This is a genomic window from Cronobacter turicensis (assembly GCF_041222865.1).
Taxonomy (GTDB): domain Bacteria; phylum Pseudomonadota; class Gammaproteobacteria; order Enterobacterales; family Enterobacteriaceae; genus Cronobacter; species Cronobacter turicensis.
In genome coordinates this window covers 2,027,532-2,040,503 of sequence record NZ_CP165997.1, presented here as the reverse complement: position 1 = coordinate 2,040,503, position 12,972 = coordinate 2,027,532, and the positions used below count along the sequence as shown (strand labels likewise).

Here is a 12,972-nt window from a genome sequence, read left to right as displayed (position 1 = left end):
AGCGCACCCGCCATAAAACCACTCACACCGCGGCGCGCAACGGATCGGGCGCGCCAAGCCGCGTCACATCCACCCACTTCGCCAGCTCGCGCTGCTCGGCGCGCGGCAGATACGGTAATTCACCGATAAGCGGCGCAGGCAATTTCTGGCTTAACACCTCGATAATTTCGGCGTAATGCGCCAGCCCCGGATTGATACGGTTCGCCACCCAACCCACCAGCGGCAGGCCGTCGCTCGCAATCGCCTGTGCGGTTAACAGCGCATGGTTCAGACACCCTTCCTGAATGCCGACCACCATCAGCACCGGTAATTGCTCCTGCACCACCCAGTCGGAGAGCGGGCGTAAATCGTTCATCAGGCTGCGCCAGCCGCCGGTGCCTTCCACCACGACGTGATCCGCCTGTTCACACAGCTGCGCGAGGCCGTTTGACAGCAGCGAATAGTTAATGGCGCAGCTGTGCGCCACGCTGCTCTCTTCTTCGCTGAACGCGATGGGATTGATAGCCTCATACGGCAGCGTCAGGGTGGACACGCTTTGCAGCACCAGGGCATCTTTGTTCCGCAGCCCCTCCGGCGTGATTTTGCTTCCTTTCGCCACCGGCTTATAGCCCACCACGCGCTTGCCGGTGGCGGCCAGCGCCTGTAACAGGGCGCGGGACACCACCGTTTTTCCGACGGCGGTATCTGTACCGGTAATAAAGACGCGCTTAAGCATCGCTGACTCCATCTGCCATTGTGTTAAAGAGAATGATCCAGTGGCAAAAGTCTAAAAGAAGACTTTCAGGGTCAGCTTGAGATAGCGCAATTTTTAGTGGATCAGAGAAAAGTTGTCAGCCCTGCAACAGGCGAATCAACAACGAACCGTTATACATCGCGTCTTTCACCAGCGCCGCCCCGGCCATCGTGCCGCGGTTTGAGAACTGAGTGCTTTCCACGCTGATGTTCCGGCTGTAGGCGGGCAGCGACTGCTGGCGAACGGCGTCAGCAATCGCCGGGAAGAGAATATCGGACGCCCGGTTAAGCGGCGAACCAATCAGAATTTTTTGTGGATTAAACAGATTGACCATAATGGCGAGAATGCGCCCGACGTTAACCCCGACGCCGAGAATAATGTCGCGCGCCAGCAGATCGCCCGCCAGCGCCGCGTCGCACAGCGATTCCACGCCGAGCGGCTGGCCGTGCAGCATCGAGCCCATCGACTGGTTCATTCGCTGCTGGGCAAGCTCCAGCACGCTGTCGACGCTGGCGATGGTTTCCAGACAGCCGTGATTGCCGCAGTAGCAGCGCTTACCGTAAGGATCGACCTGAGTGTGGCCAATCTCCACCAGGCTGCTGCTGCCCGCGTGTAGCAGGCGGCCATCGGTGATGACGCCCGCGCCGACGTTATGATCGATAACCACCTGAATCACGTCGCGCGCGCCGCGCGAGGCGCCGAACAGCCCCTCGGCCATCGTCCAGGCGCTGATGTCGTGCTGGACGAACACCGGCACGCCGGTATGAGCCTCCAGCGCCGCGCCGAGCGGCATATCCGTAATATCGTAAAACGGCATCTGGCGCACCAGCCCGTGTTCGGTATCAATCACGCCAGGCAGCGTAATGGCGATGGCGGTCAGCCGCTCCAGCTGGCGCTGATGGCGGATAAAAAAGCGATCGATATGGTCGATAATGCGATCGAGCAGCGGGCGGGCGTCCTGCAACGGCAGGTCGAGCTGCTCTTCCACCACCAGTTTGCTGCTGAGATCGCGCAGCGCCAGGTTGATTTCGCCGCGGTTAATGCGCACCGACAGGTAGTGCCAGGCGTCGGTTTCCACCGCCAGCCCTACCGCCGGTCGCCCACGGCTGCCCGGCTCCTGGATTTCCGTTTCCTGAACCAGATGCGCCTCAAGCATTTCGCGCACGATTTTGGTAATGCTGGCCGGGGCGAGTTGCGCCAGTCTGGAAAGATCGATACGTGATACCGGGCCAAGCTGATCAATCAGGCGATACACGGCGCCCGCATTGGTCTGTTTTATCTGATCGATATGGCCCGGTTGACTGTCAGCAACCACGTTCCACTCCCTTATTTTCGCGCTTCGAAATAAACATTCGGCTATGGTGAATCACTTCGCCAGGGCGCGTCAAATTTTTACTTAGCCTTGTGATTTACCGCACATTTTTACGGGGATTCGCCGCTGTTTCCGGCCTCTGCGCCGCCCCATTAAGCAGAGAAATGAAACGCTGTGCCGCGGCGCTTTGCTCCCGATAGCGCGCCCAGACCAGCCACATTTCCGAAATCGCGTCTGGTTCCTGCAGCCTGACCCAGCGCATCTCCTCCAGCCGCACGCGCTGAAACGACGCCGGAAGAATCGACACGCCAAGCCCCGCCGCCACCAGCCCGATAATCGTCATCGCCTCGCCCACCTCCTGCGTGATGCGCGGCTGTACGCCGTAACGATGCAGCAGCCCGAGAATATCGTCGTACAGCCCGGTGCCGACGTGAGGATCGAAAAAGACGAACGGTTCGCCCGCCAGCTCGCTTAATGACACCGCCTCGCGCGCGGCGAGCGGATGATCGCAGGGGATCAGCGCCAGCAGCGGCTCGCGCAGCACCAGTTGCCAGGCGAGCGTCTCCGGCAGCGGCGTATTGCGCAGCAGCCCCACATCGAGCCGCCCTTCGGTCAGCGGGGCTATCTGCGAACGGGTGTTGATCTCAAGCGTCTGCAAATGCACATCCGGGTAGCGACGACGAAACACGGAGAGCGTATCGGAAATGGCGCGGATAAACGGCGCCGACGAGGTAAAACCGATGCGCAGCTCGCCGGTCTCGCCGTTATGCAGCCGCGCGGCGCGCACCGCCGCGGCCTCGACCTCGCTTAAAATCTGGCGGCTGTCGGCGAGAAACTGCCGGCCCGCCGCCGTGAGGCTGACGCTGCGGTTGGTGCGGGCCAGCAGCCGTGCGCCGGTCTGGGCTTCCAGCGCCTGGATCTGCTGGCTTAACGGCGGCTGGGAGATATTCAGCCGGGCGGCGGCGCGGCCAAAATGCAGCTCCTCGGCCACCGCCACGAAGTAGCGAAGATGACGCAGTTCGATATTCATATTTAATACGTATTATTTGAGATTATTAATATATTAGACAGATGATTCGCCGCTTTCTACTCTTCGTGTGTGCCTCACCCGCAGCCAGCAATCGCGGGGATATTACGTAAGGATATGCTGTGAGTCGTACCCCTACCGTCAGCGCCGCCCCGGCGCAGGCAGCTGACGATGCTGTGATTGCCGCGCCGGTAACGTACATCAAACGCGGCACGCCCGCTTTTATGCGCGTCACGCTCGCGCTCTTCTCCGCCGGTCTCGCCACGTTCGCCCTGCTGTATTGCGTACAGCCCATTCTCCCGGTGTTGTCGCAGGAATTTGGCGTCACGCCCGCCGCCAGCAGTATTTCGCTTTCGGTTTCAACGGGAATGCTGGCTGTGGGGCTGCTGTTCACCGGGCCGCTCTCCGACGCTATTGGGCGCAAAAATGTAATGGTCACCGCCCTGCTGCTGGCTTCCATCTGCACCCTGCTCGCCACCATGATGCACAGCTGGCACGGCATTCTGCTGATGCGCGCGCTGATTGGGCTGTCGCTGAGCGGCGTGGCGGCCGTCGGCATGACCTATCTTTCCGAAGAGATCCACCCCAGCATGGTAGCGTTCTCAATGGGTCTCTACATCAGCGGCAACTCGATTGGCGGGATGAGCGGCCGTCTGCTGACCGGGGTTATCACCGATTTCTTCAGCTGGCGCGTGGCGATGGCCTTTATCGGCTGCTTTGCGCTGGCGGCGGCGCTGATGTTCTGGAAAATCCTCCCGGCCTCGCGTCATTTTCGCGCCTCGTCGCTACGTCCGCGCACGCTGCTGATTAACTTTCGCCTGCACTGGCGCGACGACGGCCTGCCGCTGCTGTTCGCCGAAGGTTTTCTGCTGATGGGCGCGTTTGTGACGCTGTTTAACTACATCGGCTACCGGCTGATGCTCTCGCCCTGGCACTTAAGCCAGGCGGCGGTGGGCCTGCTGTCGGTCGCTTATCTCACCGGCACCTGGAGTTCGCCGAAAGCGGGCGCGATGACCGCGCGCTTCGGGCGCGGCCCGGTGATGCTCGGCTTTACCGGCATCATGCTGTGCGGCTTGCTGCTCACACTGTTCTCATCCCTGTGGCTGATTTTCGCGGGTATGCTGCTTTTCTCCGCCGGATTCTTCGCCGCTCACTCCGTCGCCAGCAGCTGGATTGGCCCGCGGGCGCGGCGCGCCAAAGGCCAGGCGTCCTCGCTCTATCTGTTCAGCTATTACTTAGGCTCAAGCGTTGCGGGCACGCTCGGCGGGCTGTTCTGGCACCGCTACGGCTGGAACGGCGTCGGCGGGTTTATCGCGCTGCTGCTGGTGCTGGCGCTGCTGGTCGGCAGCGGTTTGCATCGCCGCGTCCGCTAATCGCCCGCCAGGCCTCGTGTTTCGTCAGGGTTAGTGCTACCTTTTCAGCTTGCCGACAACGTCACGAGGCCTTATGGAAAACAAAAACTATCAACAGCTTAGCCGCACGTTCCTGCGGCTTTCCCGCTTCTCTCATCTCTCAGCTATCGCAAGCTGGGATATGTTCGCCATGATGCCGCCGGGCGGCAGCCGCGCGCGCGGCGAAGCCCTGGCGGAACTGAGCGTGCTGCAGCATCAGATCCTGACTGATAAAAAAATGGCTGAGTGGCTGCGCGGCGCGGAGCAGGAAGACTTAAACGATCTCGAACAGGCGAACCTGCGCGAAATGCAGCGCCATTACCAGCAGGCCGCCTTGCTGCCCGAAGCGCTGGTCGAGGCCAAATCGCTCGCGGGCAGCCGCTGCGAACACGCCTGGCGCAGCCAGCGTCCGGCCAACGACTGGGACGGCTTCTCGGAAAACCTCAAAGAGGTGGTAAAGCTGAGCCGTGAAGAGGCCGCCATCCGCGCGGAAGCCAAAGGCTGTTCGCGCTACGATGCGCTGCTCGATATCTTTGAACCAGACATGACCAGTGCGCGCCTCGATACGCTGTTTGGCGATCTGCGCGGCTGGCTGCCGGATCTCCTCGCCCGCGCGGTGGAAAAACAGGAGCGCACCGAACTCACCGCGCCGCAGGGGCCGTTCCCGGTGGCGCAGCAGCGCGAGCTGGGGCTTGAAGCCATGCGCCTGCTCGGCTTTGATTTCGACGGCGGCAGGCTGGACGTCAGCGCGCACCCGTTCTGCGGCGGCGTGCCGGAAGATGTGCGCATCACCACGCGCTATGATGAAAACGAACTCTTCAGCGCGCTGTTTGGCGTGATCCACGAAACCGGCCACGCCCGCTACGAACAAAACCTGCCGCGCGAATGGCCGGGCCAGCCGGTGGCGCTGGCTCGCTCTACTGCTATCCATGAATCCCAGAGCCTGTTTTTCGAGATGCAGCTCGGGCGCAGCCGTCCATTCCTGAAGCTGTTGCTGCCGCAGGTGGTCTCACGTTTCGGTCAGCAACCGGCGTTTGAGGAAGAGAACTATCTGGCCTGGAACCAGCGCGTGAAGCCGGGTTTTATCCGCGTCGATGCTGATGAGGTGAGCTATCCGGCCCACGTGGTGCTGCGCTATGAGATTGAGCGTGCGCTGATCGACGGCGATATCGAGGTGGACGACATCCCGGCCCTGTGGGATGAGAAAATGCAGCAGTGGCTGGGGATTTCCACCACCGGCAACTACCGCGACGGCTGTATGCAGGATATCCACTGGACGGATGGCGGCTTTGGCTACTTCCCGTCGTACACGCTCGGCGCGATGTATGCCGCTCAGCTTTTCCACGCTGCGCGCCAGGCGCTGCCGAACCTGGATGCCTCGATTGCCGCGGGCGATCTGCGCGCGCTGTTCGACTGGCTGCGCCAGTCGGTATGGCAGCACGGCAGCCGCTTTACCACCTCGCAGCTGATGATTAACGCCACCGGCGACGATCTCAACCCGCGTTATTTCCGCGATCACCTGACGGCGCGCTACCTCTGACGCCGTTGTACACACCGGGCCGCGCGCCCGGTGTGTACATTCCGTTACACGCCGATACTAATCACCTACGGACGCCCGCCCCGTCGCGCCGTTATAGTCCCTTCACGCCCCGCCGTTTTTCTTCGCCGCTTTTGTCAGGCCTGCGCGCTCAGGCACGCGCGTCGCCGTTGCGCCGGACGCGCGGGCTGCGTTTCCGGAGGCCCGACATGATCCGCCGTTATCAGTTTGAGATAATCCTGACGTTACTGCTGTTATGTGGCGCGCTGACGATCTTTTTTTACTGGTAAACGTCGCTAGCACGCTGATTTTATTCTCACTTTGCTCGCGTCACGTCTATAGTTACCTCACAGGGTTACTTTAATAATCATAATTGCCCCACCAGAGAGTGATATGCGCAAAACCGTTTTCTTGTTACTGGGATCGCTATTATTACCTGCTTTTATTACGCACGCCGACGAGGGCGATGACGCGGCCGAAGCGGCCAGTGACGTCCAGACTCTCTTTTTTGGCCACGATGACCGCACGCCCGTACCGGACGCCGCCGCTTCTCCCTGGGACGCCATCGGGCAGCTCGAAACCGAGAGCGGCAACCTGTGTACCGCCACGCTTATCTCCCCGCATCTGGCGCTAACCGCCGGGCACTGTCTGCTCTCACCGCCGGACGGCGCGCCCGATCGCGCGGTCGCGCTGCGTTTTGTTGCCCAAAAAGGTAAGTGGCGCTACGAAATTCACAGCATTGAAGGACGCGTGTCGCCGTCGCTCGGACATAAGCTGAAAGCCGACGGCGAAGGCTGGATTGTGCCGTCTTCCGCCGCGCCTGAAGATTTCGGGTTGATTATCCTGCGTAATCCGCCCTCGGGCCTGACGCCGTTGCCGCTGTTCGAAGGCGATCGCGCGGCCCTGAACCGCGCGCTGAAGGCCACCGGACGGCGTGTGACGCAGTCCGGCTACCCGGAAGATCATCTCGACGCGCTCTACAGCCATCAGGATTGTCTTATCACCGGCTGGGCGCAGCGCAACGTGCTGGCGCACCAGTGCGATACGCTGCCCGGCGACAGCGGCTCGCCGCTGATGCTGCACACCGACACCGGCTGGCAGTTGATTGGCGTACAGAGCTCGGCCCCCGCCGCCAAAGACCGCTGGCGCGCCGATAACCGCGCGATTTCAGTGACCGGTTTTCGCGAGCGCCTCGAAGCGCTGGCGAGCGAATAAAAAAAGGGGCGCTCAGCGCCCCTTTCTCTTTCTTTACGGCTTACGCCAGCTTGATGATCACCATCCCCACCAGCAGCAGCCCAAGCCCCGCCCAGCCTTTGCGGTTAAGACGCTGGCCGAACATTATCCAGCCTGCCGCTACCGTCGCAGCGATCCCGAAACCGCCCCACAGCGCGTACGCCACCGCCAGGTCGATGCCTTCCACCGCCTGCCCCAGCGCGCTGAAGGCGGCCAGTACGGCCGCGAGCGACGCCACGCCATACACCGGACGGCGAAAACCGTCAGAAAACTTCAGCCAGATATTGGCGACAATTTCGAGGACGATAGCCAGCAGCAGCCAGAGAATATGCTGTAACTCAACCTGCGACATGACGCACCTCTGCTTTGCGGGTTACGGTGCGGGTGCCGGTTTTGATCAGCAAAATCCCGGCAATTAACACCAGCAGACCCAGCGCTTTTTGCAGCGTCAGGGTTTCGTTAAACAGCAGCACGCTAAAGAGCGTAATTAAAACAATCCCGATACCTTCCCACAGAGCGTATGCCACGCCCAGCGCAATGCGCTTAATCGAAAAAGACAGCAAAATATAAGAAAGGGAAATCATCACCAGCATTAAAATAAATCCGGCGTGGCCACCGCCTACGCTTGCCCATTTTAATGCCAGCGTCCCGGTAATTTCTGACACGATCGCTAATGCTAATAAAATCCAGTAAAACATGGTCTCTCTCCCGCCTGAAAAAATACACAGGCCTGTTTGATGGCGCGTAAATACGCGTCATTAAAAATGACTAAAATAGCGACAGGCGTACAAGCATGGCCTGAAACGAAATTAAAGAGAGAGGCTGACTAAAGCGCTGTGCGCCAGTGCTGTTCACCGCAAAGAAGGCTGGATGGGAAAGGGCTGGAAAAAACGTAAAACAGTGCAATAAAACAATTGAACAGGTTGTCCATAATCTTTCAATTTATCCGCGGTCTTGCTTCTCGTCGTTGCGGATCAAAATTGGCCTCGGTAGTCAAACACGCCCGAATTAAACCATGCCGTTAGACTTTTCTCAACTCGTTTACACTACTTTACGGCACGATTAACTGCTTTAATGGGGAAAAAACAGCGTCTTATTTTACCGGCCAGCTTAATTAATCACACGAGACGATTAAATAATCATTAGCTGGCTTTCTATTTTCACGATATGCTATTTTCTTACATTAATTTAACAGGGAAGTATCAGAATGACCGTAGACGAGCTGCAACAGAAATATCCCGGCGCGCGGGCCTGGGGCTTTGGCGACTCACCGCACATGGCGGACGAGCTGGGCGCGCTGGTGGCGCACGGCGCCAAACGCGCCACCTGCAGCGATTATCACGCCTGGCGGCAGGATGCCGACCCGACCCTGCCGGGCGATTATCATATTATTCTCAACGGCGCGGGCGAGCCGCTGTGCGTTATCCGCACCCACACGCTGCGTCTGGTGAACTTCTGCGACGTCACCGAACAGCTCGCCGCTCTGGAAGGCGAAGGCGATTTAAGCCTCGCTTACTGGCGCAATGAGCATGAAGCGTTTTTCACCCGCGCCAGCTGTTTCTCTCCCGACATGCCGCTGATGTTTGAGGAATTCGAACTGACAGAGCGGTGCTGAGTTTATTACGACGTTCAGAAACACCTTAACCTGTGAGCCTTACGATGCCGGATGCTGCTTCGCGCCAGCTACCCTCACCACAAACTCGCGCGCGGCAGCTCGCTGAAACGTGTGGTGTAGCCGGGCGAGAGAAAGTCGCGCTTCATCGCCCAGGGTTTTACGATCCCCTGGCCTGCGAACCAGAGCTTTCCCCGGCCTGAGCGATTATATTCATCAAGCAGATGCATCAGCGGCGCGCTGTTGGGCTGCGGCGGGTGCTCGTCGAAAAGATTAAGCTGCGCCACGCCCTGACTGAAAAAATCCCCCAGCATGACGCCCGCTTTGATGTAGCGATACCCTTCGCGCCAGATGGCGTCCAGCGCGCTTACCGCCAGCCGCACGATCTCGCGGGTGTCGTTGGTGGGCGTCAGCGCCTGGCAGAGCGCCTGATTGCTGTAGCGGTCGTCCGGCTCGTCATGCGGGCTGGTGCGGATAAACACCGCCACCTGGCGGCAGAACTGATGCTCCTGACGCAGCTTTTCCGCGGCCCGCTCGGCCCAGGCGCAGACCGCCTGACGCATATCCTGATAATCCGTGACCCGGTAGCCAAACGAACGACTGCACACGATCTGCTGTTTCGCCGCGACAAATTCATCCATCGCCAGACAGGGTTCGCCGCGCAGTTCCCGCACGGTGCGCTCCAGCACCACGTTGAAATTTTTGCGGATCACCCACGCCGGGCTGTTGGCGAGATCAAACGCGGTCTCAATGCCCATCGCCGTCAGCTTTTTGCTGAGCCTGCGCCCGACGCCCCAGACATCCTCCACCTTAAAATGCGCCAGCGCCCTGCGCAGCCGGGCCGGATCGGAGAGATCGACCACCGCGCCCGATTTTGGCCACCTTTTGGTGGCGAGATTGGCAAGCTTGGCGAGCGTTTTGGTCGGCGCAATGCCCACGCCGACCGGCAGATGGGTTTCGCGCCAGAGGCGGTCGCGGATCTCCTGAGCAAACGTGGTCAGCGACATCACATTACTGACGCCGCGCAGATCGACAAACGCCTCGTCGATCGAGTAGATCTCCACCTGCGGCGCCATCTCTTCGAGAATATCCATCACGCGTTTGCTCATGTCGGCGTAAAACGCGTAATTGGAGCTGAAGACCGCCACGCGGTGACGCTCAAAGAGCGCGCGCTGTTTGAAATACGGCTCCGCCATGGTGATGCCGAGCGCTTTGGCCTGACGGCTGCGCGCAATGACGCAGCCGTCGTTATTGCTCAGCACCACGACCGGTTTATCCCGCAGATCCGGGCGAAACACCATCTCGCAGGAGGCATAAAAACTGTTCACGTCGACCAGCGCGTACATCTCAGCGCCTCTTCTTCAGCACCCAGGTCACCACGCCGAAAATCACCACGTCGGCATCGCCGACGAGCGGGATCGGCGCGAAATCCGGGTTCATCGGCACCAGTTGCGCCACCGGGTGCAGCCGCAGGGTTTTGACGGTGAACTCCCCTTCTAGCGCGGCCACGACAATGTCGTTTTCCTGCGGCTTCAGGGCGCTGTCCACCACCAGCAAATCGCCATCCTCGATCCCGGCGCCGTTCATCGACTCCCCGGACGCCCGCAAAAAATAGGTGGCGTTCGGGTGCACAATGCAGTGCGCGTCAAGGCTCACGCGCTTTTCGACGTAATCCTGAGCGGGCGACGGAAATCCGCAGGCCACTTTCTCAAGGAACAGCGGCAACCCCTCGGCATCAGGTTGTGGCAAGAGACGCATCATTAACATGGCGTGCTCCATCCATTCATTATGTTGTTATTTACTGTGTTTATATACAGTAGTTTGATTTGTACTGTTCTGACAACCCTATTTTTAAGCGAAGCGGCGCAATTGCCTGGAGAACGGCCAGTTTGTGCGGGTTTGTTGAGCGGTATGGAATGAAGATAAAAAAAGCCAGAGCGTAAGCTCTGGCTTTCAGGGATGGGCTATCTATCAGGCGTTTTTACGTTTCGGCAGGGTTTTCAGCAGATCTTCCGGGCTGATGGAGGCGACCACGCTGCCCGGCTGCGGCATTTTCAGGATATGGTTTTTGATTTTGCCGACCACGTGCATTTCACAGGGTTTGCAGTCAAAACGTAGCGTTAACACTTCGTCGCCGTGCACCAGCTGCATCGGCGTCGCCTTCCAGCTCTTGATGTTGCCCTTCGCCTGTTTCGGGCAGAGGTTAAAGGCAAAGCGCAGGCAGTGCTTGGTGATCATCACCGGCACGTCGCCTTTTTCCTCGTGCGCCTCATACGCGGCGTCGATAAGCTGCACGCCATAACGCTGGTAAAATTCACGCGCCTTATGGTTGTAGACGTTCGCAAGGAAGCTCAGGTGCGTTTCCGGGTAGACCGGCGGCGGCACGGAGACCGGCTTGCGCGCGCCGCGCTGGTAATTCGCCAGGCGCGCGGCATCCAGCGCCTCGACCGCTTCACGGCGAAACGCGTTGAGCTGGCTGTTAGGCACAAACAATGCGCCCGGCAGCGTAATCTGCACGTCGCGGGCGAAATAGATAGTCTGCCCCAGTTTCGCCAGGCCCTCTTTCAGGCTGGTCAGCGCTTTTTCCGGGTTATTGGCTTCGTCGAACTGCCCGTCGAGCGTATGCGTCACGCTGACGCCGTCTTCGCTGGTTAGCGTCAGGATCAGCTGTTCCTGCCAGCCGCCGAGTTCAATATCCACCCCGATGCGGCGCTCGCTGGAGGTTTTCAGCAGCGCCTGCTGCCAGTTGTGATCGAGGTTGCGGTTGAGCTTATGGCGCGGGCGCAGGGTTTTCAGCGCCGCCGGCATCTCGTTCGGGAAGACGCGGTAGCGGTTTTCACCGGTTTTTTCCGCCACATTGACGCGAAAGCCCACGACGTCGCGCTTGATCATGACGTTCAGCCCGTCGCCGTTCGCCAGCGGCTCGGTGGCTTCCACATCCAGATGCTCTTTGCCGACGCTCAGCACTTCGCCGACCGGCAGACCGACAAACGTCGGGGTATCGAACGCGCCGATATCTATCTTACGGGCGTTCACGAAGTAATCGGTGCTGCCGCGGTGGAAGGTCTTCTCGGTGGACGGCACGAAATAGTGCGCCGTGTTGCCCGCGGAAGAACGCGCCAGATCGCCGCGATCCTCAATAATCGCATCGAGCATCTGACGGTAGTGCGCCGTGATGTTTTTCACGTAACTCATGTCTTTGTAGCGCCCTTCAATCTTGAAGGAGCGCACGCCTGCGTCGATCAGCGCCGCCAGGTTGGCGGTCTGATCGTTGTCTTTCATCGACAGCAGGTGTTTTTCATACGCCACGACGCGGCCCTGATCGTCTTTCAGGGTGTACGGCAGACGGCAAGCCTGCGAGCAGTCGCCGCGGTTGGCGCTGCGCCCGGTCTGGGCGTGGGAGATATTGCACTGGCCTGAATAGGCCACGCACAGCGCGCCATGAATAAAGAATTCGATGGTGGCGTCGGTATTTTCATGAATGGCGCGGATCTGATTGAGATTCAGCTCGCGCGCCAGCACGATTTGCGAGAAACCGGCGTCGGAGAGGAACTTCGCTTTCTCGACGCTGCGGATATCGCACTGGGTGCTGGCATGCAGCTCGATGGGTGGAATATCCAGCTCCATAATACCCATGTCCTGCACGATCAGGGCGTCGACGCCCGCGTCATAAAGCTGGCCGATAAGCTTACGGGCCGGCTCCAGCTCGTCGTCATGCAGAATGGTGTTGAGGGTGATAAACACCTTCGCGCCGAAGCGATGGGCGAACGGCACCAGGTCTGCGATGTCCTGGAGGCTGTTGCTGGCGTTATGGCGGGCGCCGAAACCGGGGCCGCCGATATAGACTGCATCTGCGCCGTGCAGAATGGCTTCGCGGGCGATAGCGGTATCGCGGGCGGGGCTGAGCAGTTCAAGGTGATGCGATTGCAGGCGCATAATTCGTCGTTATCCGTTATTTGAAAGGCGGCTATTGTAGTCACATTCCGTGCGTTCGGGAACTCTTTCACGCCGCCGCCGCGGGTTTGCCGTTTTACGGGAAAGTATTGCACAAAGGTTTATTTCACGCGGCGCGCTGCAAGGGATACGCTGGGGCGGTATTCCTGACCTATCACCTCAGTTTCATCGTG

Annotated in this window: 12 protein-coding genes; 4 read left to right on the top strand and 8 right to left on the bottom strand. The window is 59.7% G+C overall.

All coding sequences use genetic code 11. The features are described 5' to 3' along the window. Nucleotides 1–22: 22 nt before the first annotated feature. The 3 genes from bioD to AB8W27_RS09780 all read right to left on the bottom strand — a co-directional run bounded on the left by bioD (nt 23) and on the right by AB8W27_RS09780 (nt 3,075). Entirely contained in the window at nt 23–715 is a 693-nt protein-coding gene (gene bioD, locus AB8W27_RS09790) for a dethiobiotin synthase (RefSeq protein WP_015741337.1), read from the bottom strand. A gap of 115 nt (nt 716–830) precedes the next feature. Continuing rightward, nucleotides 831–2,048, bottom strand: coding sequence for a sugar metabolism global transcriptional regulator Mlc (mlc, locus tag AB8W27_RS09785; protein WP_041923578.1), 1,218 nt, complete (start codon nt 2,046–2,048; stop codon nt 831–833). A 94-nt stretch (nt 2,049–2,142) separates the two neighbouring features. Further along, entirely contained in the window at nt 2,143–3,075 is a 933-nt protein-coding gene (locus AB8W27_RS09780) for a LysR family transcriptional regulator (protein ID WP_041923579.1), read from the bottom strand. Nucleotides 3,076–3,194: 119 nt separating this feature from the next. Between AB8W27_RS09780 and AB8W27_RS09775 the strand changes: the two genes are divergently transcribed. The 3 genes from AB8W27_RS09775 (at nt 3,195) to AB8W27_RS09765 (ending at nt 7,215) form a co-directional block, all read left to right on the top strand. Continuing rightward, nucleotides 3,195–4,445 carry an MFS transporter gene (locus AB8W27_RS09775; protein ID WP_041923580.1) on the top strand — a complete coding sequence of 417 codons (1,251 nt, stop codon included), beginning with the start codon at nt 3,195–3,197 and terminating at the stop codon, nt 4,443–4,445. A gap of 73 nt (nt 4,446–4,518) precedes the next feature. Then, the gene (locus tag AB8W27_RS09770) at nt 4,519–6,003 is read left to right on the top strand and encodes a carboxypeptidase M32 (RefSeq protein WP_041923581.1); all 1,485 of its coding nucleotides are present in this window, start codon (nt 4,519–4,521) and stop codon (nt 6,001–6,003) included. A 390-nt stretch (nt 6,004–6,393) separates the two neighbouring features. Next, nucleotides 6,394–7,215 (top strand): serine protease, encoded by an 822-nt coding sequence (locus AB8W27_RS09765; protein WP_041923582.1) that lies wholly within the window; start codon nt 6,394–6,396, stop codon nt 7,213–7,215. A gap of 40 nt (nt 7,216–7,255) precedes the next feature. Here AB8W27_RS09765 and mdtI read toward each other — a convergent pair whose 3' ends face one another. Then, nucleotides 7,256–7,585, bottom strand: coding sequence for a multidrug/spermidine efflux SMR transporter subunit MdtI (gene mdtI, locus AB8W27_RS09760; RefSeq protein WP_015741343.1), 330 nt, complete (start codon nt 7,583–7,585; stop codon nt 7,256–7,258). After that, the gene (gene mdtJ, locus AB8W27_RS09755; protein WP_015741344.1) at nt 7,572–7,931 is read right to left on the bottom strand and encodes a multidrug/spermidine efflux SMR transporter subunit MdtJ; all 360 of its coding nucleotides are present in this window, start codon (nt 7,929–7,931) and stop codon (nt 7,572–7,574) included. Before mdtJ ends, mdtI begins: the two co-directional genes overlap by 14 nt. A gap of 509 nt (nt 7,932–8,440) precedes the next feature. Between mdtJ and AB8W27_RS09750 the strand changes: the two genes are divergently transcribed. Beyond that, the gene (locus tag AB8W27_RS09750) at nt 8,441–8,848 is read left to right on the top strand and encodes an ASCH domain-containing protein (RefSeq protein WP_015741345.1); all 408 of its coding nucleotides are present in this window, start codon (nt 8,441–8,443) and stop codon (nt 8,846–8,848) included. A gap of 74 nt (nt 8,849–8,922) precedes the next feature. On the opposite strand, the gene umuC is transcribed toward AB8W27_RS09750, so the two are convergent. The 3 genes from umuC to AB8W27_RS09735 form a co-directional block, all read right to left on the bottom strand. Next, nucleotides 8,923–10,191, bottom strand: coding sequence for a translesion error-prone DNA polymerase V subunit UmuC (gene umuC / locus AB8W27_RS09745; RefSeq protein WP_015741346.1), 1,269 nt, complete (start codon nt 10,189–10,191; stop codon nt 8,923–8,925). Nucleotide 10,192: 1 nt separating this feature from the next. Continuing rightward, entirely contained in the window at nt 10,193–10,612 is a 420-nt protein-coding gene (gene umuD / locus AB8W27_RS09740) for a translesion error-prone DNA polymerase V autoproteolytic subunit (RefSeq protein WP_041923583.1), read from the bottom strand. Nucleotides 10,613–10,816: 204 nt separating this feature from the next. Then, complete coding sequence (locus AB8W27_RS09735; RefSeq protein WP_015741348.1) at nt 10,817–12,781, bottom strand: U32 family peptidase; 1,965 nt, start codon at nt 12,779–12,781, stop codon at nt 10,817–10,819. Nucleotides 12,782–12,972: the final 191 nt, after the last annotated feature.